Source organism: Kitasatospora sp. NPDC004745, from assembly GCF_042873275.1.
In the GTDB taxonomy this organism is placed as follows: Bacteria; Actinomycetota; Actinomycetes; order Streptomycetales; family Streptomycetaceae; genus Kitasatospora.
In genome coordinates this window covers 182,416-203,264 of the sequence record NZ_JBIALK010000002.1, presented here as the reverse complement: position 1 = coordinate 203,264, position 20,849 = coordinate 182,416, and the positions used below count along the sequence as shown (strand labels likewise).

Below are 20,849 nucleotides of genomic sequence, written 5' to 3'. Positions count from 1 at the left end.
ATAGACCAGCTCGTTGCGGCTCATCCTGCACCCACCGACCCGCACTCGACTCAGGGGGTCGAACGCGTCCATATTCAGGCGGACGTTGCCTCTTTGTCGACCATTGGGCGGGTGACTTCCGACGCGGTCATGCAGGAGCTCAAGGCGTGGTCTCGGCTCGACACAGAGCCGCGGACCCGCGCTATCGCCGTGGACGCGATGCTGCGGACCCGCTCGACGACTCCCGCTGGTTCTCGCTCCGCGCCTCTGGTGATCATCACCGCCGCGACCGGGTCGGGGAAGTCGCGTACCGTCTTCGATGCGCTGCGCCGCCTGGGCGATGCCGTACTTGAAGGCCAACGCCGGGTCGACGCCCTCCCCACCGTCAGCTCTAGCTTCGTTCTCGACCTCAACGTGCCTACCGCACCCGAACGCCCAGCGGATTCCCGAGCACCGGAGGTCGACTCTCGGGCTGGCGGCGCGCACGCCCTACTGTTTTCTGCCGCAGCCGTTACCCGGAACTTCAATCAGTTATTCTCCGCGATCATCCTTCCCAGCCAGGCCCCCTTGCTGGACGATGTTCCCGACCAGCGCCATCCACCAGCCACGCCAGCCATTCCCGAGCCCTTGGCAATCGCGTGCGGAATTACAAGGTTGGCTCGGCCTCGCATCCCCAGGGCACCCGGCCCTCTCGGTGCGGCCGGTCGTTTCAGGGTGGACTCCGTAGCCGCTTGAGTTCTACACCCTCCCGGTAAATCCCTACTCGGAGGAATTTCATGAACTTCTTCGCCGACCCGGCGGTAATCGAAGCGGGGCTCAAGCTCATCGGACTCTGTGCAGCAGCCGCCGACCTGGCCGCGCAGGCATTGCGTCGCCGGACCCTTGCCGCGGCTCAGGCACGGAAGGCCCTCAGGCCGCGCGGGACCGTCACCCGGAAGTCCGCGCGCCGCCTGGTCGAGCTGCGGCGGCTGCGTCAGAGGCGCACCAAGGCGGCCGCGCGTCCGACCAGTCGGCGCTCGGCGGCCCGCCGGGTGAGTCCCGCCCGCCGGCGCCCGTAGCCCCCGGTCAGGGGGCCGGTCGGCTGACCGGCCCCCTGACCTGTGGCGAGCTATCCGTCGAACCTGCGGTCGGCCGTTAGAGCAGTCGCATCTGTTCAGGTCCTGCCGAAGCCGGGAGCGGGTGCGGCGGCGGGGCGTCAGGGGCGTCGCGGTTCTGGCGCAACCAGTGAGCGAACTGCCAGTTTCGGCAGGTGGCGTAGCCTCGCAGCTGTCGGCGGGGTTCGTCGGCGGGAATGTTGTCCGGCCCCCAACCGGTGATCGGCCGCGCGCCACGGAGTCGCACTTCGAGGCCGGGGACCAGGGCGGGCCCGTCCCAGTGGTACCCGGGGGCGAGCTCGAACGCAAGGTGCGCGTTGGCAGACCAGTTCCACGGGATGGGCAGGGCGCACAGGTACCAGGCCAGTGGAGGGTTGCTGCTGGCCAGGTGGATAGTCTGGAGCTTGGTGTGCGCCCGGACCGCGGGGCGGTCTGGCCGGCCGAAGGATCGCAAGCAGTGCTGGTCGAGCGCGACGTTTCGGATTCCCGCGAGCCACATGATGCTGTAGTCGTCGCGGGCTAGTATCTCGACGCGGATTTGGTCAGCCAAGGCCGCCCCTCATTCCTATTCGCTATTCATGAGAGAATTCCTCTCCATTACCAATTTTATCAACATTTCCACCAATTCATGATGCTTGTCGTGGCGGAAGCCGTTCGGATAGGGCATGTTAAATTCTTCGTCGAAGGCTTTTCGGTAGTCAGCTTCGTCGAGGGCCTTGGGGCTGCGGCAGACCGCCTTGATATTGGAGTCGGCGGCGTCGCGGATCTGGACGTCGTCGAAGTAGGCGCGCAGGAGCGGTTCCAGCGTCCCGGGGGTGTGGAAGCGAAGTTTCTGCCACTTGCCCTGGACGAAGTTCATCTCCACGTTGTTGTCATCGAGGAACGACATGTTCACCGCACCGCCGGTGGTCGCCCGGTTGGCGTTCTCCATCTGGAGTTCCTTGTAGAGCCCGCGGGTTCCGAGGCAGACCACACCGTCCTTGGCGCACAGAGCATTGACAGTTGCGAGCACCCAGTGCTGGTAATCCAGGCTGGTGGTGGCGTTGATGACGCTGTCGAGGACAACGATATCGGCGAGGCCGTGGTCGCGAACGTCCCGGTGCAGGGCACGGATCTGGCCGACGACGGCCCGGATGTCGACCGCGTACTTCCCGGGCGCGGTGCGGTAGGGCTCGTAGTCGAGGACCGCGAAGCCCTTACCCCGCAACATCTTGGCGTAGTCGCCATGGCCGGCTCCGAAGTCGATGACGCGCTGCTCAGGCTGGAGCCAGGGCAGCACCAGCTTCTCCCACGTCTCGGAGCCGTACGTGGGACCGGACTTGGCCTTGGAGCTGCGCTGCCGCAGGCGCTTCGGCTGGACGATGTGCTGGTTCCACACCGGGGCCTTGTCCTCGATGGCGGTCCAGTCGTAGACGCCGTACTCGCCGGTGAGGTCGGTGTACAGCTGGAGGGCGTCCGGGGACGGGACGGTCCAGGCGAGGAGGTCGAAGCGGTGCGCCGCGGCGACAACGGCGTACTCCGAGTTGAGGACGATCCTGCCCTGGTCGTCCATGACCACGGAGCCCCAGGGCCCGTGGCCAGCACACATCTGTCCGATCGCATTCACGAAGGACGCGTTCTTCTGCTCGTCGACGCGGATGGACTGCCACGGTACCCAGGTCCACTGGCCCATTTCGCCGGGGTCGGCGTGGACGACGCTCGACTCGGTCTCTACCTTGTTGTGGAGCAAGTTGAAGCGGATCTCGTCCTGGAGTCGGACGGTCGTGCCGAGCATCACGGCGGGGGTGTGGGTGATCCCGAGCGCGGTCATGCCCTTGGTTCGTTGGTGGCCCGCGACCAAGGTCCCGTTCTGGTTCAAGATCACGGGCTTGACGATGCCGTGGCGGGCGATGCTGGCCTTGAGCCGCTCGAACGCCTCGGGGCTGAGGCGGCGCGGGTTGTAGTCCGCGGGGCGCAGGTCGGCCAGCGGGTAGGCCTCGTGGAAGACCGTGGTGGGGATGCTCACGCGGCGGCCTGCTTGTGCGCGAGCTGCATCAGGTGCCAGCCGAAGCCCAAGTCGCCGTTGGTGTCCTCGACGAACTTCTCGTGCAACGCGTCGAGGGCCTGCACCTCCTCCGCGGTGATCCGCACCCGGGTGGAGGACCACTGCATGTAGCCCCACTGGAGGTAGTCCACGGTGGCTTTCTCGCCAGTGCCGGCGCCGTCGCTGGTGAGCTCCAGAGCGCCGGGCAGTTCGACGTCGTCGAGGAGGCCGTCGAGGTCGTCCTGGTCGTAGCCGGTGCCGTCGAGGTCGGGCAGGTCGGAGAGGATGTCGGCGAGCAGCGCGGTGTCGTAGCCCGCCAGGTCGCTGGTGCGGTTGTCGACGACGACTATGCGGGCGGCGGCCTCGTCGTCCACGTCGACCCAGGTGACGGCGATCTGCTCCCAGCCTCGCTGGAGAGCAGCTTCGTGGGTGTGGTTGCCGGCGAGGATCTCGTTCAGGCGGCCTGTGTGGCTGCCGCGGTTGACGACGATCGGCTTGAACTGTCCGTTGACGCTGAGGCTTTCAGCGACGGCTGCGACGTCGCCTCGGCGTGGGTTGCGGTAGTAGCGGTTCAGGTCGCCGATGGGAACGGCGTTGGGCAGGAGATCGTCGACGATCCGATCGATCGGGTCAGGCACGAGTGGTCCTCCGTAGGCCGAGTCCCCGCGCCCTACGCCGCAACAGCCTAAACGATCAGCTGCTCACTCCCGGGCTACGTTCTTCCCGCGAACCGTTCGGCTCGTGCTCGCCGGAGTCGAGAAGCGCCGAGGGGTGGCCGACTCGGCCAGCGCGAAGCGCGGTGATGATCTGGGGCCGGTGCCTGGGTTCGCTCCCGCGCAAGGCCAGCCACAGCATCACGGCGTTGCTGGCCGAGCGGCACGCCGACGCCGTGCAACGAACAAGTAGCAGGCACATGGCGGGGTCGGTGATCGCGTGAAGCATCGAGAGTCTCCTCTGGGTAGGGGCTGGTCCGTGGTTCGAGGAGATCGCTTCCGGGCCCTGTCCGGACAGGGAGTTGACCATGCCGCGGTCGTTGTCCGGACAGCGCCGGACAACACGGGCCAAGCGGCTTTCCGGTCTTCTACGCTTGGCCGACGACCGCTCGGTGCGCTGGAGGCGCGATGACTCTTGTGGACCTGACCAACTACCTCACGGGTTTGCGCGTCGCGGCTGGTGGCCCGACCGTCCGGCAGATCGCCGCTCAGGCTCACCTCGGGAAGACCACCGTCAGCGGGGCGTTCGCCGGGCGAAAGACCCCGACCTGGGCCGTGACGTCGGGGATTGTGAAGGCGCTTTCCGGCAACGAAGTGGTAGCACAACGACTCTGGGCCGCGGCTGCACGGCCGCCGCAGCCGCGTACGGACATCCCGCCGTGGCTGACCGACGTACAGGAAGACCCTCCGAGACTGGTCGCCGGCCATGGATTCGAGAGCGCCTGCGCTCTCGCGGCAACAGACCCTCGGCAGGCAGTCGAGGCCGCTTGGGAGGCAGTGCGGCTCACGGCCGTGAGCATCTCCCATCGGCACTACGCCGACATCCCCGGCAACTGGACGTCCAACATCGTCGCCACGTACGAGCGGGCCGAGGCAGATGGGAAGCTACCGGGCGGCAGCACGGCCACCGCTCACACCATCCACCGGTACTACCTGACCACCCGCGTCGACCCGAATCCGCCGCCGGTGTCCACCGCAATGCAGGTAGTCGTCCTCGCGTACAGGCTGGCGTGGGAAGCGTGGAAGCTGGTCGCGTCGTCGATTCCTTCCCTCGGCTACCCCGACGACCAGCTCCGGGTGAAAAACACGTAGGTGACGCTGGGGCGCGAAGGCGGCAGGTGCGCGCCCCCGTCGTTGCACCTCGCGCCCTCTGGTCAGCTCGGTCGTGGCGGTGCACGCTGGTCCCGCCCGGGGGTGTGAGTTGCCTCTGGTGGAACGCCACTCGGAGGGGCACGCGACCTCTCCGGTCCACAAGCCGCAGCCGCGGTCACGACTCGCCGTTCGGCCCGCCCTTTCGAACGAAGAGCGGGGGGGGGGGGGGGGGCCCCCCCGCCCCCCCCCCCCCCCCCCCCCCGCCGCCCCCGCCCCCCCCCCCCCCCGGGGGGGGGGGGGCGCCCCCCCCGCCGCCCCTGGGGGGGCGCCCCCCCCCCGCGCGCCCCCCCCCCGCGCGGCGGGGCCCCCCCGGGGGGGGGCGCCCCCCCCCCCCCCCCCCGGGGGGGGGGGGGGCGCCCCCCCCCCCGCCCCCCCCCGCTGCCTGGCCTCGCTCTACTGCAGCCCTACTCCCGTGCGTCGTCGGCGGCTCGCGCCTGCTCGGGCGTGATGGTGCCCGCGCACAACCGGTAGACGAGTTCGGCGCAGCTGCAGAACACTTCGCATGCCGAGTCGATCATGTCGCGTGCTGTGTCGAGGCGGTCGTACAGGTCGTCGAGCTGATCGTCGGTGATGGTGCTGGCTGTTGCCCTGGTCACGGCGGCTGGCCTCCCTCCCCTCGCTCCAGAAGGCGGTATCCGGTCCGGCGCTGCGTGCCGGTGCGGGTGGTGCCGCTCGAGTGCAGCGCGCCGGCGGTGATGGTGCGCTGCCGTTTCGGTCCCGCACCGAGGGTGGCGACATCGACTCTGTCTCCAGTGACGGCGAGCACCTCGATTCGTCGCTGTTCGTCTAGTGGGTGGCAAGCTTGGTAGACCTGTCCTGGGATCACCTGGTGTGCGCTCACCGGCTGTTGCACCGGCAGAGGCTGGAAACGGGGTCGCACCAGGAGTCACAGGCCCGACACCAGATGGCACCAGGTGACGGCGGGGTACGGTCGGGTTCCTGGTCAGTAGTCATTCGGGTTCCGTTCGGTCGGGACTTGAGCGCGCGCAGCAGCACGGCTCGGTGTTCGGCAGCGTTTGGGTCGGGCCATCGGGCGCTGTGGCGACGGGACATGGGGCGAGTCGGCGCTGCGAGTGCGGGGCGGGCGCTCTCTGCGATCAGGGCTCGTAGAGGGCCGTACCGCTCGGTCATCACCCGTCCGTACAGCTCAGGGTCCAGGGCGTCGTCCGCCTCGTAGGTGTCCACGCGGTTTCCTTCGGGTACGCGAGGACCCGCCCCAGGAGTGGGTGGGGCGGGTCCGGTTCATGGGGTGCGGTGCCCTGCGTGGTCTCATCTGGAGGCCGGTGTCTGAGCGGGTGGGGCGCGGGGGATTGCCGCCCGTCAGGCACGTTGTGAGGGCGCCGCGTTGCCATGGCGCTGTTGCCGAGATTCCCGGATGGGGCGGTCACCTCGGCAACGAGATGACCATAGCACTTCGATTAAGTTGCCACCTATCTTTGGGCGACAGCCTGGTGCAGCGGCACACCGAATCCGAGGGCATCGAACGGGGGCGTCCCCAGCTCATCAGCGTCCCCCAGGAGGAACAGGCCGTCCTGGTGAGGCCTCTCCGGCCGCCCGAAGTCCTTCGGGGTGAGCCCCTGCCACTTCGGGACCTCGGGCATCCGGGGCGGCGGAGGGGCGTTCAGTTCGACCGGGACCGGGATTCGGACCGCCACCGTCCTGGCGCGGGCTCCGCTCTCCCGGAAGGCGTCCGCCGGAAGGTGCTGGAACTCTCCGCCGAGCCGTTCGACCCGCTGGCGGAACCGCACCAGGCGCGGACTGTCGCCCGTGATCCCGTTGCCCATGACCGCCACCAGCGCCCCGCCTGGCCTGACGAAGCCCTCGGCGTGCTCAACGTGGCGCAGGTCCTGCCGGCCAGCGAACGGCGGGTTCATCACGACCGCGTCGTAGACCGGTCGGCGGGGCCGCTTGAGGAAGTCGCCCGTGACGACGCTTCGCGCGTACTCCCCGGCGCGTATGCGGGCGGCAGAGTCGGCGTCCAGCTCGATGCAGTCGACGATCGCGCCGCGGGCGGCGAGGCGCTCCGCGATGGCGCCGTCTCCGGCGGAGGGCTCCAGCACGGCCTGCCCGGCCCGCACCTGCGCGAGGTCGATCAGCCGCTCGACCAGGGGCGTCGGGGTGGGGAACATCTGCCGCTCGACGGTGCGCTCGCGTATGGTCTTCACCTCACCGGCCGCCAGGAGTTCGGTGAGCACCGCAGCCGCCTCCCGCTCGAAGACGTGGGCCCCTCGGCCGGGCACGTACCGGCCGCCGGCGGCGACCAGGAGCCGGTTCACCCTGGCGTACTGCTCGACGCCGAGCTGGGCGGGCAGGCGCAGGTCACGCCCGTCGCAGACCGCCCCGTCGAGGGCGGCTCGTTCGGCCGATCGGATCTTCACAGCTCTCCTTCGGGCTGGGGTGCCCGGCGGCGGCGGCCGGCGGGCGTAGGGGATGGGTCTGCACTGGTGATGCTGGTCGTGCGGGGGGCGCGCAACGGGGCGGGGCGGCCCGGTGTGGGCCGCCCCGCGTGCGGTCCGGTCAGGCGGCCAGGTCGACGGCAGCCTCGGCCTTCTCCGCGCCCCCCTCCTTCGTGCTGGACTCGGTGTCGGTCGGGTCCTGCTCGTCGGCTGCGGGCTTCGCGTCGACGGGGGTCTCCTCGGTAGCCGTGCGCTCCGGCTCGGTGGGGGTGACCGGCGCGTCCTGGCTGCCGGTCAGGTTCGGGGCGACTGCATCGGGGTTGAGGGCGATCTGCCGGGCGTCGGCCGCCGACTTGGCCTGCTTGACCTGGAACCGGGCGGCAGCCAGGGCCTTGCCAAGCCGGTCGAGCTGCTCCAGGCGGGCGCCGAACTGGCCGTCGAGGGCGATGACCAGCTCGGGCAGCGTCATCTTGCTGAGGGCGTCGAGGTCGGCGATGGTGCGCTCGGTCTTGTCCAGCTTGCTGCGGGTCGCGCGCTGGGCGGTCTCGCGCTCGGCGCGCTGCTCCTCCGTCAGGTCCTCGATCGCCAGGATGAACGGCTGGTTCTGCTGCTCCTTCACCTGGTAAGCGAAGTGGACCAGGTCGTTCTCGGTGGGGAAGTCGCCGCGGGCCCACTTCTTGAGGACTGCGGCCTGATTGGCCGGGGTCAGCTGCGAGATCTGGACGGCGGCCTGGGTGCCGATGGCGCCCCGGTTGACCTGCTCGGCGACCTCGGGGACCAGGTCGAGGAGCTTGAGGCGGAGGTTGACGAACTGGGTGGTCTTGCCGAAGTCCCGGGCGACGCTCTCCGGGGTGGCGCCGTCCTCATCGTCGAGGATCCGCCGGAAGGCCCGAGCCTCCTCGATCGGGGTCATGTCGGCCCTGTTCAGGTTCTCGGCGACCTGATCCTTGAAGGTCCTGATGGTGTACTCGGTCGTGGTGAGGACGGCCCTGAGCGTCTCGGCGCCGTTCATCTTGGCGGCGCGCCAACGGCGCTCGCCGATGACAAGCTCGTACCGCTCGTCTGCGCCCCAGCCGATCTGCCGGAGGATTGCGGGCTGGAGCTGGCCGCGCTCGGCCATCGAAGCGGCGAGCTCCATGAGTTCGGCGGTCTCGAAGTACTCGCGGGGCTGCCTGGGGTTGCGCTGGATGAGGTCGACCGGGATGTCGAGGATCGCGTCGCTGACGCCCGGGAGGCTGGTCGCAGCGGCCGGGGTCGCCGCGGCCACCGCGGCAACGTCGGCCGGTGCCGGGGCGGCCGCCGTGGTCACCTTCGGGGTGGCAGCCTTGCGAGCGGTCGGCTTGCGGGTCGCCGCCTTGGTGGCAGCGGTCTTGCCGACGGTGGTGGTCTTGACGGTCACTTCGGGCTCCACTCCAAGAGGTGGGGGGCTCCTCCCCCCCTTTCCTTATGAATTAATTTTATCCGCATTAGGAGGGGGGTGCAACCCGGATTTCGAAGTTTTCGCAGGTCAGGCCGGGTTTGAGCTAGCGCGCCCGGCCGCCGCATCCGCCCTCCCCGGCCTCATCATCGACGCTCGCAACATCCACCAGGGCCAACGCACACAGCAGGCGGTCCGCGGCGGCGCCCCCCAGCACCGGGCGACCAGACTTCTCGGCCTCCTGAACGCGCGCCAGCACGCGGTCGCGGTCGATCATCAGGAATTCCCCCTCGCAGCCCTCGGCTGCGGATCGCGTCAGTGAAGATGCGCACCACGGAGCTGCCGGCTACAGCCTCGGCAGCACGCCCCCGGGCCATCATGATCAACGGCCTTCCGGTAGCTTGCATCGTGGACTACCGATTGTCAACGAAGGCTAACAAACCCCGGAGGGGGACATCAGTGCAGACGGTGAGTGCGTCAAGGCGCCGGGCACGGTGATGAGCAGGCAGCCTGCGGCCACCCCGCCGACGACACTGGCCTCCAAGCTCGAGTATCTGCTGCGCCGCACAGCCGCGGCACTCGGGAACAGGCCGACCGTTCGTGAGCTGGCAGCACGGACCGCGCCCGCCCCCGGAGACAAGCCCGCGCTGTCGCACGCGGTCATCAGCGATCTACTAAATGGTAATAAGGCGAATCCTCCGTGTACTACGCTCGTCGCGGTCGCGCGCGCGTTCGATGCCCCGTCGGCTTACCTGCTCCCCGGCTGGGACGACCTCACCGGACTGACCGCTTTCGAGCAGGAGCCGGGGCTTCGGGAGGCCGTACGACTCGTCGCCGACCTCGGCCCCGAGGCCGTGGACGACCTACTCGCAGCCGCCCGGGAGATCCGCGCCCGGCACGCCCCCGGGGTTCCTCCGGTCCCCGAGGTGCCGGTAGTCCCGGAGCTGGCGCCGGAGCCGACACGGCCTGGCCGGCGACGAGGAGGTCGGCGAAGCGACGCCGACATGGCGGCTCGGGCTGCCGACAACTGAGGAGGCAAATCGGTGGGCGATGCCCTGATCTTCGGGCTCTGCACCGCTGTCGGGCTGGGCGCGACCGCAATGAACGTACGGGTGGCGTGGCGCCGTCGCTACGACGAGAGCTCCGGCATCTCGCGGTGGGCGCGGGCCAGCGCCTTCGCCGTGGTCACCATCGGCGTGCTGCTGGCCGTACCCGCCGTCGCGAGTGTGGTCGGGTCGCTGACCGGCGTGCCGAACATCGCCAAGTTGGGTGCGCACCTATGCGCCGTCGCTTGGTGCTGCAGCCTGCAGATCATGTTGGTCGACTGGGCGTACGAGCAGTGGGCGGTGCCCACCCATGTCGGATACCGGATCTTCCTCGGCTGCGGCGTCACCGCGGCGCTCGTCCCCTTGTTCATCGCCGCCTCCGACGACGCGCCCAACATCACTTACACCACCGATTTCGCGGGCAACCGGACTGTCATGGCCTACCTGCTGGTGTACCTGTCGTACGTGGCCGTCACCTGCGCCGAACTGACGTTCCTGTGCCTCAAGGCCGGTGCGATCAACGCCCGCGCCGGCCGTCGCCAGCAGGCCATCGGCCTGCGCATCGCCTCGGTCGCAGCCCTGTTCGGCATGGCCTACGGCGCAAGCAAGGGGTCCTACCTGATCAGCTACACCACGGGAAGCCCCTGGTCCCTCGCCTTGGAGCAGAAGCTGTCTCCTGCCCTGGCAGGCGTCGCGATCGTGGCGCTGATCGTGGGGTTGTCGATCTCGGCTTCCTCCGCGCTGCGCCGTACGCCGCCGGGACCGGCTGGCGAGGCCTGCGGGCCTGCGGACTGATCGACAGCACCGGGCGCCGCTTGTACTCACACCCCTCGGGTGCGCAGGCGGCGCCCGTACGACTCCAGCGCCCCGACGAAGTCCTGCTTCGTCAGGTCAGGCCACAGCGTCGGGCAGAAGTGCAGCTCGCTCTGGAAGCCCTGCCACGGCATGAAGCCGCTGAGCCGCTGCTCGCCGGAGGTACGCAGCACCAGGTCGGGGTCGGGCTGGCCGCTGGTGTAGAGGTGCCTCGCGATGTCCCGCTCCTCGAGGGCATCCGCGATTTGATCCGCGTCGTAGCCGCGGGCGGCGAGCTCGGCGACTGTCCTACGGAAGGCCCCGAGCAGCTCCTCCCGGCCGCCGTACGCGACTGCCAGATTGACCTGTACCCCGCCCGGTTGCTGATTCTCGGCGCCTGCCACCAGTCGCATGATGGCGGCCGTGCGGTGGGGAAGCAATCCGAAGTCCCCGATCGGCCGGACGTCCCACCGGCCGTCGCAATGCAGGTCGAGTGCCAGGTCCTCGATGATGCCCAGCAGCGGGGCGAGTTCGTCAACGGACCGCCGCAAGTTCGCGACCGACAGAACCCACAGCGTGACGACCTGGATGCCGCTCGCCGAGCACCAGCCGAGAACCTCATGCACCTTCTCGGCTCCGGCACGGTGCCCCTCTGAGGTAGACAGCCCGCGGGCCTTTGCCCACCGACGGCTTCCGTCGACGATGATGCCCAGGTGTCTCAGGTCCGTGGCCGGCGGGCCGTCGGACTGGACGGCCGCATCCGGGGTCAGCCGCGCCATCTCAGGACCACTCTGCCGGGCTCGATGTGCCTGACGCCCCGCGCGGACGCCTTGTTGACCTCGATGGCGTCGACGAAGAGACCTACCAGAGCGCGCTTCGAGGCGGCGGGCGCATGCTCCCACCACTTGATCGCGCCATCGACATCGGTCAGGTAAGGCGCGTTGACGACCTGCTCCAGGAAGCGCAGCCGCGCGCGCAGGGGCTTGATCTGTTCGGCGGCCCGCTTCTCAACCGCAACCAGAGTCTGGCGAGTTACCTCTCCCGCAAGGTAAGAGTCGGCCAGTTCGCTGGCTGCCTTCTTCAACTGGTCGACCTGCGCGCGGACCTCAACAGCCTGCTTGGCCCGCTCGACACGAGCGGCTTCGATCCTCTCCTGCGCACCGGGCCGGAGCAGCTCGGCGAGGACGTGCTCGCCAACGTAGTCCTCCAGGACGGCGGCGGCGATGCGCGTCTTTCCGCAGACCTCGCAGCGGTAGCCGGGTGTGTCGGCGTTCGATCGTGCGGAGGCCATCGGGTCGCCCGACTCTCCGCAGATCGCGAGGCCGCCGGTGAAGAGGTACTCGTAGGTGTCCTCACGCGGTTCGACGGCGGCCTCCGCGTCGATCGCCTGGATCTCGTGGAACTCCTCCGGCGTGATCATGGCCGGCTTGCCGCTCTCCACCAGCTCACCCTGGTCGCCCCGGGTGAGGCCGGCGATCTCTGGCGTCCGGAGCAGGCGGCCGACCGTCATGGTCGTCCAGTCCGAGCCGCGGGTGCCGCGAAAGCCTTCGCTGTTCATCCACTCGGCAATCGCGGCCTTGGACTGGCGCAGGCGGCGCCGTGAGGCGGCGCCTTGTACGCCCGGCACCTCAGACGCGCGTAGACGCTCGAAGGAGCTGTCCTCAAAGCCGAACATCCGTGGCGCCATGGGTCCTACCTAGCCGTTGCTGTTGTCGCGCATCCGCCAACCCCGACCGAGACAGCGGCAACTTGAAGTTAAGTTGCCACCATCTTGAGCGCGGTCGGCATCGCCTTACCGGAGCATCATCGGCACCCCGAGGGCCTCCCACAGCGACGCCGTGGAAACCTTCGTGGTCGCTCCCAGCCTAAGCGTCGTAGCCGGGAAGTCGCCCGAGCGGATCAGTTCCATCGCCTTGTTCCGGCCGATACCGAGCGCCCTGGCAGCCGTCTCAACGTTGACGATGGCTGGCAGATCAAGAAGCTCACGCAGAGTCAGGACACCGGACCCCGCCGAACTTGCCGTTGTTGCAGTTGTCACAGCTGCCGCGTTTCTCCCCCGCGCACAACTGCTCCGCAGCATACGGCACTGTCACCCGCCTGGGGCAAGATAGGTCGTTCGGGGACCAGCTAAAGCACGTTAAAACATCACCTATCTAACTTAAAGTAACCGAACGACGCCTATGGGGGGCGAGAAATTGTTCGAGGACAAGACATACAAGCGATGCGGCTGCCACGGGCCGCTCCTCCACAAGCGTGGGCCGCTCAAGGGCACGCCGAAGCTGGATCCCGCGGGCAACCAGTTGACCGGCCCGCTGGACAAATCGTGCCCGCTGCTCAACCGGCGCGACCACGGCTCCTGGTACTACAGCATCGAGTTGGACACCAAGGTGGGCGGCAAGCGCCAGCGCGCCGTCCGGGGCGGTTTCAAGACCCAGAAGAAGGCTGCTGCGGCCGCCAAGACGACCTACGAACAGTCCCGCGCAGGCCTCAAGGTCCTCTCGAAGGAGACGCTCGGGAACTACATGGCCAAGTGGCTCGAAGGGAAGCAAGACCTGGCCACGACCACGGTCCCAGGGTATGAGCGACACATCCGGCTCTACATCAGCAACTACATCGGCCACGTACCGCTCATCGAACTCGACGCAGATCACATCCGGGAGATGTTCAAGGCGATCAACGATGAGAACGAGCGGCGCGACGCACACCGAGCCCAGGTCGAAGCACTCGCCGAGGACGCCCAGGCCAAGGGGTTGATATGGCGCCAGACGCCGCCCGGCGACGCCCGAGCCGAAGCCCGAGCAGCCTGGAACGAAGCCAAGGCCCGCCTCACAGCGGAACGCAAGCAGCTTCACCGCATAACCGACACCCCGACCCAACACCGCATCAAAGCCACACTGTCGTCCGCCCTCGAAGACGCCGTGAAGGCACTGAAAGTCGTTCGGAACTGGGCCGCCCTGGTCGAGCTCCCCACGTACAAGCGCCCCAAGGCGCTCGTCTGGACAGCCATCCGGGTCGCAGAGTGGGCCCGCACCGGCGAACGCCCGTCGCCCGTGATGGTGTGGACGCCCGAACTCACCGGGGCCTTCCTGGACGCCGTCGCAGGGGACCGCCTCTACCCGCTGTGGCATCTCTTCGCCCTGCGCGGACTCCGCCGCGGCGAAGGCTGCGCCCTCCAGTGGTCCAGCATCGACCTCGAAGCCCGCACCATCCACATCTCCCACCAAGTGGTCGCGATCGCCAGCAAGGTCTTCAAGGAGGACCCCAAGGCCGACAGTGTGAGAACAATCACCATCGACCGCGAAACAGTAGAGCTGCTCCGGAGGTGGCAGGCGCAGCAGACCGCGGAACGCGAAGCCTGGAACGAGGCCCACAAGGACGACCTCTGGAAGGACACCGGCGCGGTCTTCACCAAGGAGAACGGGGAGCCGCACCACCCCGACTACCTGACCCACCGGTTCGAGCTGCTGATCACGAAGGCAGAACTGCCGCCCATCCGCCTACACGACCTCCGGCACGGAACAGCCGGCATCTCCAACGCCGCAGGCATGTCCATGAAGGACATTTCCGAGCTGCTGGGGCACTCCGGGATCCAGATCACAGCCGACACCTACACCTCGGTGTTCCCCCAGTTCCAGCATGCTCAGGCCGAGGCGACCCTTGCCGTGGTGCCCCGAGCGAACCGGGTGACGCCGGCAGCGGAGGCCGCTTCGAAGGCCGCCGACCCAACACGGCGCGAGCGGGCAGCCAAGAGGAAGCGGATCCGGGTGGCAGTCGGCGTCTGAGGCATCAATTCTGCGCGGGGATGGGGCCCGCGTGCCTCGTGAATCTCACGCTGGGATCTGCTCGATGGTTCCCAGGGAACGACTTCAGCGTCAACCCGTTCCCATGGCGTTCCCATCTGGGTGAAATCCAGCGTGGCATCCCGGTTTGCTGCTAGGTCTTGGCCTACAGTTCCAGTCGCAGGAGCGAACGTTTTCGCTGGTCAGAGCACACTTCTTGCTGGCACCCTGGTGGTCGATCAGGGGTGGGGCGGGTGGGACTCGAACCCACGACCAAGGGATTATGAGTCCCCTGCTCTAACCGGCTGAGCTACCGCCCCGGTTCGCCGCGCACCGGACATCGGCCACGGCAGCAGCAGACGGCCCCGAAAGGCCGTCCCGGGCAGCATAGCCGGTCGATCACCCGTGGTGCGCGCCGGGGGCGCACACGGGTGCGCACGGGTGTGCGCCTCTTCGGACCGTGCAGTCCGGCTGGCGTCCGGGCGTCCGCGCGGGCAGCCTGGACGGATGACGGTGCGTGGGACGGGAGCGACGGCCGGGGCGCTCGTGGCGGTACTGCTGGCGGCCGGGTGCACGACCTCCGCCGGACCGGGCGGCGGCACGCCCACGGTCACCTCGGCGCCGGCCGCGACCTCGGGACCGGCCGCCGCCGTCAGCAGCCACGGCTGGAGCCGGCAGCGGCTGCGCGGCGCGGTCGCCAGACGCACCGGCGTCACCCGCACCGCGAAGCCCACCGTGCTCAACGGCCTGGTCGGCGCCGTCTTCACCCGCAACGCGGACGGCGACCACTTCTGCACCGCCAGCGTCGTCGACAGCGCCGGCCTCAACCTCATCGTCACCGCCGCGCACTGCGTCTGGGACCTCGACCTCGGACAGCGCAGCGACCTCGTCTTCGTCCCCGGCTACCGGGACGGCGACACCCCCAGCGGCGTCTGGCCCCTGCTGTCCGTCGCCGTCGACGACGGCTGGAAGGACCACGCCGACCCGGACGTGGACGTCGCCTTCGCGGTCGTCCAGGCCCAGAACGGGAAGCAGGTGCAGCAGGTGCTCGGCGCCAACACCCTGGGCGTCAACCGCGGCTACCGGCTGCCCGTGAAGGTCACCGGCTACCCCGGCACCAGCGACGTCCCGATCACCTGCTCCAACACGACCACCGAACAGAGCCCCACGCAGCTGCGGATCGACTGCCCGGACTACACCGGCGGCACCAGCGGCAGCCCCTGGGTGACCGACTTCGACCCGAACACCAGGACCGGCACCGTGGTCGGCGTCATCGGCGGCTACCAGGAGGGCGGGGACACCCCGGACACCTCGTACAGCAGCTACTTCGGCGACCGCGTCCAGGCCCTCTACGACCGCGCGACCGGGTAGCCGGACGGCACCCGCCCCGGCGGCGGTGGCGCCGCCGGGCACGGCCTGGTAGATCTTCCTCTCGAACGGCGGAACGCACGAGCCCGGCACCCGCCCCCGAGGAGACGGAGCCCCGATGGCCCCCCGCCCGATACGGCCCGCGCACGCGGCACGGACGGTCGCGCTGGCGGCCCTGCTGGTCGCGGCCGGCACCGCGTGCGGCGGACAGGACCGGGCGCCCACCGCCGAGGTCGCGCAGCAGAACGCCGCGCGCGACCGCATCGGCACCCTCTCGATCCACACCGCGCAGGGCCCCCGGGCCTGCACCGCGAGCGTCGTGCGCAGCCCGAAGCACAATCTGCTGGTCACCGCGGCGCACTGCGTGCAGAGCCGCCGGATCGGCCTGCTGGACGGCCTGGTGTTCACCCCCGGCTACCGCAACGGCTACTCCCCCTACGGGAGTTGGCCCGTCCAGCGGATCACCGTCGACCCGCGCTGGGTCTCCGACGAGGACCCCGAGTACGACGTGGCCTTCGTCTCCGTGAGCCCGGTCGACGACCGGCAGGTCGAGGACGCGGTCGGCGGCAACCCGATCGCCACCGGCCAGGGCTTCGGCCAGTCCGTCTCGGTGACCGGCTACCCGAACCAGAGCGACGAACCGATCACCTGCACCGTCACGACCCGCTCGCAGAGCCCGACCCAGGAGCGCTTCGACTGCGGCGGCTACACCGACGGCACCAGCGGCAGCCCCTGGGTGACCGGCGGCGGCTCGGTCATCGGCGTGATCGGCGGCTACCAGGAGGGCGGGGAGACCGACGGCACCTCGTACAGCGTCACCTTCGACCAGCGCGTCGCCACGCTCTACCAGCAGGCGACCACCTGAGCCACCGGGGCGCCCCGGCCGGGGGGCCGGGCACCCCCGGCCCCCCGAACGCCACGGAGTGACGAAGGCAACACCGGGCGGAGCCGAGCCAGGACAACACGAAGGCCCCCCGGTCGTCCGAGGGGCCTTCGCTCTGAGCAGTCACCGGGCGGAGCCGGTGAAGCTCCCGCATTTGGACTCGAACCAAAAACCTGCCGGTTAACAGCCGGCTGCTCTGCCAATTGAGCTATGCGGGATCGTGGTGCCCAACCGCGCACCACGCACAGGAGGAGGGCCCTCACCAGGCCTCTCCTGAGCTCCCCCAATTGGACTCGAACCAATAACCTGCCGATTAACAGTCGGCTGCTCTGCCAATTGAGCTATGGGGGATCGGCTCCCGCCCCGGCCCCCGGTTTCCCCGGGCTCCGCGGCGCTCGCTGCGGGACATACATTAGCGCACTCGGGGGGGTGGTCCGCCAATCGCTTTCCCCGGCGGCCCGGGCTCCACCCGGCGCGCCCGGCGCGCGCCGGGCCCGGCCCCCGGGGATGCTGGGGGCGCGGACGGTTCGCCGTCCCGACTGACGGGTAGGGCAATGCGGCAGATGGCCGCCAGGAGAGGGTGGATCCGATCATGTGGAAGCTGTCGTTGGCCGCGGGGTTCGCGGCCGGCTACGTCCTCGGCTCGCGGGCCGGGCGCCAGCGCTACGAGCAGATCGCCAAGGTCACCCGGCAGATCGCCCAGAACCCCGCGGTGCAGGGCGCGACCGAGCGGGCCAGGCAACAGGCCGGCTCGGTCGCCGGGAAGGCCGCGGGCGCCGTCGCGGACAAGGTCGGGGACCGGCTGCCGAACGCGGTCACCGACCGCGTGCCGTACTTCAACCGGTCCCGGCCCGAGGACGACGGCTGGGGTACCTTCCGGCCGTGACGCGGGGGTGACGCCCGGGCGAACGGGGCCTCCCGGCCTCGTTCCGAACGGGCAACACCTCGCCCGGCCCGGACGCGCCGGGGGCCCCGCTGAGGCATGATCTCGACATGGCCATCGTCGCGGGGATAGACAGTTCGACCAACCGCACCCGGATCGTCGCGTGCGACGCGGACACCGGCGCCGTCCTGCGCTCCGGCAAGGCGCCGCACCCCGTCCCCGAGGCCGCGGACACCCGCCCCGGCGAGGCCGACCCGCAGCTGTGGCTGCACTCCCTCGGCGACGCCGCGGCGGGCGGACTGCTGGAGGGCGTCCGGGCCATCGGCGTCAGCGCGCAGCAGCACGGCATGATCGGCCTGGACGCGGGCGGCGTGCTGGTCCGGCCGGCGATCCTGTGGAACGACCCGCGCTCCAGCGGTGCGGCCGCCAAACTGCTGGACGCGCTGGGCGGCCCGGCCGCCTGGACCGCCGCGATCGGTGCCGTCCCCGCCCCGACCTACACCATCGCCAAGCTGCGCTGGCTGGCCGAGTTCGAGCCGGCCAACGCCCGCCGGGTCGCCGAGGTGCTGCTGCCGCACGACTGGCTGGTCTGGCAGCTGCTCGGCCACCCCAGGCGCCGCACCACCGACCGCGGCGACGCCTCCGGCACCGGCTACTGGTCACCGATCACCGGCGAGTACCGGCAGGACCTGGTCGAGCTGGCCCTCGGCCACGAGCTGAAACTGCCCGAGGTGCTCGGGCCCGCCGAACCCGCCGGGCACACCCCCGAGGGCCTGCTGATCTCGGCCGGCACCGGCGACAACATGGCCGCCGCCCTCGGCCTCGGCCTGCGCCCGGGCGACGCGGTGGTCTCGCTCGGCAGCGCCGGGACGATCTTCGCGGTGCACGAGCGGGCCGTGGTCGACGCCACCGGGCTGGTCTCCTCCTTCGCCGACGCCAGCGGCCGCCACCTGCCGATGGTCGCCACCCTCAACGCCGCCCAGGTGCTGCTGTCCACCGCCGCCCTGCTCGGCCGCGACCTGGACGGCCTGAGCGACCTCGCCCTGCACTCCTCCCCCGGCGCCTACGGGCTGGTCCTGCTGCCCTACCTGGACGGCGAGCGCACCCCGGCCCTGCCGCACGCGGCCGGCACCCTGACCGGCCTGCGGGCCGAGTCGCTGACGCCGCAGCACCTGGCCCGGGCCGCCGTCGAGGGGATGCTCTGCAACATCGCGGACGCGCTCGACGTGCTGCGGGCCCAGGGCGTCGGGATCAAACGGGTCTTCCTGCTCGGGGCGGCCGGGCGGCTGCCCGTCGTCCGGCACGTCGCCCCGCTGCTGTTCGGCGTTCCGGTCGTGGTGCCGCCGCCGGGCGCGCACGCGGCCCGCGGGGCCGCCCGGCAGGCCGCCTGGGCACTGGCCGGCACGCCCGAGCCGCCGGAGTGGCCGCTGCCGGACGCCGAGACCGTCGAACCCGACGGGGAGCAGGACCTGGCGATCGGATCCGCGGTGCGCCAGCAGTACCGGGCCGCCCGCGAGCAGGTCCACCCGGAGACGAAGGCCTGAACCGATCGGTGAAGATGCGTCACCGGCCGGCCGGTGGCAGCGTAGGACGGGACACGGCCACCAGAGGGTGAAGGGCGGCAGGATTCCATGGCGCTGCACAAGGGGACCGGCGACGACCGCCGGCTCAGCATCAGTCCGTTCGTCTCGACCGCGGACCCGCTGGGCGCGATGGAGCTGGCGCCACCGGTGCACCGGCTCGCCGACGGCCCGGTCGCGGCGGACACGGCGTACCAGCTGATCCACGACGAGCTGATGCTGGACGGCAACGCCAAGCTCAACCTGGCGACCTTCGTCACCACCTCGATGGAGACGCAGGCCACCCGGCTGATGACCGAGTGCCTCGACAAGAACATGATCGACAAGGACGAGTACCCGCAGACCGCCGAACTCGAACGGCGCTGCGTGGCCATCCTCGCCGACCTCTGGCACGCCCCCGACCCGGACAGCGCGGTCGGCTGCTCCACCACCGGCTCCAGCGAGGCCTGCATGCTCGCCGGCATGGCCCTCAAGCGCCGCTGGATGGCCCGCAACGCCGAGCGCTACGCCGCCGGTGCCCGGCCCAACCTGGTGATGGGCGTCAACGTGCAGGTCTGCTGGGAGAAGTTCTGCACCTTCTGGGAGGTCGAGGCGCGCACCGCGCCGATGGAGGGCGAGCGCTACCACCTCGACGCCGTGCGGGCCGTCGAACTCTGCGACGAGGACACCATCGGCGTCGTCGGGGTGCTCGGCTCCACCTTCGACGGCTCCTACGAGCCCGTCGCGGACATCTGCGCGGCCCTGGACGACCTCCAGCAGCGCACCGGGCTGGACGTCCCGGTGCACGTGGACGGCGCCTCCGGCGGCATGGTGGCGCCCTTCCTGGACCCGGAGCTGGCCTGGGACTTCCGGCTGCCCCGGGTGGCCTCGATCAACACCTCCGGGCACAAGTACGGACTGGTCTACCCCGGCGTCGGCTGGGCGCTGTGGCGGGACGCGGAGGCGCTGCCCGAGGAGCTCGTCTTCCGGGTCAACTACCTCGGTGGCGAGATGCCGACCTTCGCGCTCAACTTCTCCCGCCCGGGCGCCCAGGTGGTCGCGCAGTACTACGTCTTCCTGCGGCTCGGACGGGACGGCTTCCGGGCCGTCCACGGCGCCTGCCGCGAGGTCGCCACCTACCTGTCGGGGGCGATCGCGGAACTGGACGGCTTCCGGCTGCTCACCCGCGGCGACGAACTGCCGGTCTTCGCCGTCACCACCACCGACGGGGTGCCCTTCGACGTGTTCGACGTGTCACGGCGACTGCGCGAGCGCGGCTGGCAGGTGCCCGCGTACACCTTCCCGGACAACCGCACCGACCTCTCGGTGCTCCGGATCGTCTGCCGCAACGGCTTCTCCAAGGACCTCGCCGACCTGCTGCTGGCCGACCTGCGACGGCTGCTGCCGGAGCTGCGGCGCCAGCCCGTCCCGCTCAAGGAGCTCGGTGTGCCGGTCCGCGAGGGCTTCCACCACTGAGCCCCCCGACGGGCCGTCGGCGGGCGCCGGCGGGCCGCCCGGGACCCGTTCCGAAAATGATCACGGCGGGGAGGACGCCCTGGGGCGTCCTCCCCGCCGTGCGTCCCGGTAGACCGGGGCAGCCTCCCCCCGCGAGGCTGCCTCGGCCGTGGGGGAACCGGGGCGTGGATGCCGGACCCACGACCGGTGACCGGTCCGTGTCCGAACGTGTCCGCCGGTCGGTGAACCGCACCGGCCTGAGAACTCTGCACGACGGAAGACGGTTGTTCGAGCGTTCCCGGCGGTTGTG

Annotated in this window: 19 protein-coding genes and 3 tRNA genes; 10 read left to right on the top strand and 12 right to left on the bottom strand. The window is 70.0% G+C overall.

The window, feature by feature from the left end:
- Positions 1-755: 755 nt before the first annotated feature.
- Positions 756-1,037, top strand: a complete 282-nt coding sequence (locus tag ACFYUY_RS04360; RefSeq protein ID WP_387897750.1) for a hypothetical protein — start codon at positions 756-758, stop codon at positions 1,035-1,037.
- A gap of 76 nt (positions 1,038-1,113) precedes the next feature.
- Here the strand turns inward: ACFYUY_RS04360 and ACFYUY_RS04355 are convergent, their stop codons facing one another.
- Genes ACFYUY_RS04355 through ACFYUY_RS04345 form a run of 3 tightly spaced genes read right to left on the bottom strand, consistent with a single transcriptional unit; the run spans position 1,114 to position 3,734 of the window.
- A complete protein-coding gene (locus ACFYUY_RS04355; RefSeq protein WP_387897748.1) occupies positions 1,114-1,623 on the bottom strand; it encodes a hypothetical protein in 510 nt (169 codons plus the stop codon).
- Positions 1,624-1,638: 15 nt separating this feature from the next.
- A complete protein-coding gene (locus tag ACFYUY_RS04350) occupies positions 1,639-3,078 on the bottom strand; it encodes a ParB N-terminal domain-containing protein (RefSeq protein ID WP_387897745.1) in 1,440 nt (479 codons plus the stop codon).
- Positions 3,075-3,734: a ParB N-terminal domain-containing protein gene (locus tag ACFYUY_RS04345; protein WP_387897742.1), complete on the bottom strand. Its 660-nt coding sequence runs from the start codon at positions 3,732-3,734 to the stop codon at positions 3,075-3,077. Before ACFYUY_RS04345 ends, ACFYUY_RS04350 begins: the two co-directional genes overlap by 4 nt.
- A 483-nt stretch (positions 3,735-4,217) precedes the next feature.
- Between ACFYUY_RS04345 and ACFYUY_RS04340 the strand changes: the two genes are divergently transcribed.
- Entirely contained in the window at positions 4,218-4,901 is a 684-nt protein-coding gene (locus tag ACFYUY_RS04340; protein ID WP_387897740.1) for a hypothetical protein, read from the top strand.
- 464 nt (positions 4,902-5,365) lie between these two features.
- Here ACFYUY_RS04340 and ACFYUY_RS04335 read toward each other — a convergent pair whose 3' ends face one another.
- From ACFYUY_RS04335 to ACFYUY_RS04320, 4 genes are all read right to left on the bottom strand, one after another.
- Entirely contained in the window at positions 5,366-5,557 is a 192-nt protein-coding gene (locus ACFYUY_RS04335) for a hypothetical protein (RefSeq protein ID WP_387897737.1), read from the bottom strand.
- An 834-nt stretch (positions 5,558-6,391) separates the two neighbouring features.
- Positions 6,392-7,339: a hypothetical protein gene (locus ACFYUY_RS04330; protein ID WP_387897735.1), complete on the bottom strand. Its 948-nt coding sequence runs from the start codon at positions 7,337-7,339 to the stop codon at positions 6,392-6,394.
- Between the two features lie 139 nt (positions 7,340-7,478).
- Entirely contained in the window at positions 7,479-8,756 is a 1,278-nt protein-coding gene (locus ACFYUY_RS04325; protein ID WP_387897732.1) for a ParB/RepB/Spo0J family partition protein, read from the bottom strand.
- Positions 8,757-8,880: 124 nt separating this feature from the next.
- Complete coding sequence (locus ACFYUY_RS04320; protein ID WP_387897730.1) at positions 8,881-9,051, bottom strand: hypothetical protein; 171 nt, start codon at positions 9,049-9,051, stop codon at positions 8,881-8,883.
- Between the two features lie 220 nt (positions 9,052-9,271).
- On the opposite strand from ACFYUY_RS04320, the gene ACFYUY_RS04315 reads away from it, so the two are divergent.
- Both ACFYUY_RS04315 and ACFYUY_RS04310 read left to right on the top strand, forming a co-directional pair.
- Positions 9,272-9,805, top strand: coding sequence for a hypothetical protein (locus ACFYUY_RS04315; protein WP_387897727.1), 534 nt, complete (start codon positions 9,272-9,274; stop codon positions 9,803-9,805).
- 12 nt (positions 9,806-9,817) lie between these two features.
- Positions 9,818-10,615, top strand: coding sequence for a hypothetical protein (locus ACFYUY_RS04310; protein WP_387897724.1), 798 nt, complete (start codon positions 9,818-9,820; stop codon positions 10,613-10,615).
- Positions 10,616-10,641: 26 nt separating this feature from the next.
- Here ACFYUY_RS04310 and uppS read toward each other — a convergent pair whose 3' ends face one another.
- Together uppS and ACFYUY_RS04300 are read right to left on the bottom strand one after the other, a co-directional pair.
- On the bottom strand, positions 10,642-11,391 hold the full coding sequence (gene uppS / locus ACFYUY_RS04305) for a polyprenyl diphosphate synthase (protein ID WP_387897721.1): 750 nt from the start codon (positions 11,389-11,391) through the stop codon (positions 10,642-10,644).
- Complete coding sequence (locus ACFYUY_RS04300; RefSeq protein WP_387897718.1) at positions 11,379-12,299, bottom strand: recombinase family protein; 921 nt, start codon at positions 12,297-12,299, stop codon at positions 11,379-11,381. Before ACFYUY_RS04300 ends, uppS begins: the two co-directional genes overlap by 13 nt.
- Before the next feature lie 508 nt (positions 12,300-12,807).
- Here ACFYUY_RS04300 and ACFYUY_RS04295 point away from each other — a divergent pair.
- A complete protein-coding gene (locus tag ACFYUY_RS04295) occupies positions 12,808-14,394 on the top strand; it encodes a tyrosine-type recombinase/integrase (RefSeq protein WP_387897716.1) in 1,587 nt (528 codons plus the stop codon).
- 243 nt (positions 14,395-14,637) lie between these two features.
- Here the strand turns inward: ACFYUY_RS04295 and ACFYUY_RS04290 are convergent.
- Positions 14,638-14,711: transfer RNA gene (locus tag ACFYUY_RS04290), tRNA-Ile, on the bottom strand.
- 187 nt (positions 14,712-14,898) lie between these two features.
- Between ACFYUY_RS04290 and ACFYUY_RS04285 the strand changes: the two genes are divergently transcribed.
- Entirely contained in the window at positions 14,899-15,762 is an 864-nt protein-coding gene (locus ACFYUY_RS04285) for a hypothetical protein (RefSeq protein WP_360210078.1), read from the top strand.
- 115 nt (positions 15,763-15,877) lie between these two features.
- On the top strand, positions 15,878-16,624 hold the full coding sequence (locus ACFYUY_RS04280; protein WP_360210080.1) for a trypsin-like serine protease: 747 nt from the start codon (positions 15,878-15,880) through the stop codon (positions 16,622-16,624).
- A gap of 163 nt (positions 16,625-16,787) precedes the next feature.
- Here the strand turns inward: ACFYUY_RS04280 and ACFYUY_RS04275 are convergent.
- Both ACFYUY_RS04275 and ACFYUY_RS04270 read right to left on the bottom strand, forming a co-directional pair.
- Positions 16,788-16,860 (bottom strand) — tRNA-Asn (locus ACFYUY_RS04275).
- A 60-nt stretch (positions 16,861-16,920) separates the two neighbouring features.
- Positions 16,921-16,993: transfer RNA gene (locus tag ACFYUY_RS04270), tRNA-Asn, on the bottom strand.
- A gap of 238 nt (positions 16,994-17,231) precedes the next feature.
- Between ACFYUY_RS04270 and ACFYUY_RS04265 the strand changes: the two genes are divergently transcribed.
- The 3 genes from ACFYUY_RS04265 to ACFYUY_RS04255 all read left to right on the top strand — a co-directional run bounded on the left by ACFYUY_RS04265 (position 17,232) and on the right by ACFYUY_RS04255 (position 20,560).
- Positions 17,232-17,528 (top strand): hypothetical protein, encoded by a 297-nt coding sequence (locus ACFYUY_RS04265; RefSeq protein ID WP_387898648.1) that lies wholly within the window; start codon positions 17,232-17,234, stop codon positions 17,526-17,528.
- A 107-nt stretch (positions 17,529-17,635) separates the two neighbouring features.
- Positions 17,636-19,069, top strand: a complete 1,434-nt coding sequence (locus tag ACFYUY_RS04260) for an FGGY family carbohydrate kinase (protein ID WP_360210084.1) — start codon at positions 17,636-17,638, stop codon at positions 19,067-19,069.
- 87 nt (positions 19,070-19,156) lie between these two features.
- Positions 19,157-20,560: a glutamate decarboxylase gene (locus ACFYUY_RS04255; protein WP_387897711.1), complete on the top strand. Its 1,404-nt coding sequence runs from the start codon at positions 19,157-19,159 to the stop codon at positions 20,558-20,560.
- Positions 20,561-20,849 lie beyond the last annotated feature (289 nt).

Excerpts from the sequence above, each read along its gene's own strand:
- ACFYUY_RS04360 (WP_387897750.1), top strand. The coding sequence starts at position 756 with ATGAACTTCTTCGCCGACCCGGCGGTAATCGAAGCGGGGCTCAAGCTC.
- ACFYUY_RS04340 (WP_387897740.1), top strand. The coding sequence starts at position 4,218 with ATGACTCTTGTGGACCTGACCAACTACCTCACGGGTTTGCGCGTCGCG.
- ACFYUY_RS04320 (WP_387897730.1), bottom strand. The coding sequence starts at position 9,051 with ATGATCGACCGCGACCGCGTGCTGGCGCGCGTTCAGGAGGCCGAGAAG.
- ACFYUY_RS04315 (WP_387897727.1), top strand. The coding sequence starts at position 9,272 with ATGAGCAGGCAGCCTGCGGCCACCCCGCCGACGACACTGGCCTCCAAG.
- uppS (WP_387897721.1), bottom strand. The coding sequence starts at position 11,391 with ATGGCGCGGCTGACCCCGGATGCGGCCGTCCAGTCCGACGGCCCGCCG.
- ACFYUY_RS04300 (WP_387897718.1), bottom strand. The coding sequence starts at position 12,299 with ATGGCGCCACGGATGTTCGGCTTTGAGGACAGCTCCTTCGAGCGTCTA.
- ACFYUY_RS04285 (WP_360210078.1), top strand. The coding sequence starts at position 14,899 with ATGACGGTGCGTGGGACGGGAGCGACGGCCGGGGCGCTCGTGGCGGTA.
- ACFYUY_RS04280 (WP_360210080.1), top strand. The coding sequence starts at position 15,878 with ATGGCCCCCCGCCCGATACGGCCCGCGCACGCGGCACGGACGGTCGCG.
- ACFYUY_RS04260 (WP_360210084.1), top strand. The coding sequence starts at position 17,636 with ATGGCCATCGTCGCGGGGATAGACAGTTCGACCAACCGCACCCGGATC.
- ACFYUY_RS04255 (WP_387897711.1), top strand. The coding sequence starts at position 19,157 with ATGGCGCTGCACAAGGGGACCGGCGACGACCGCCGGCTCAGCATCAGT.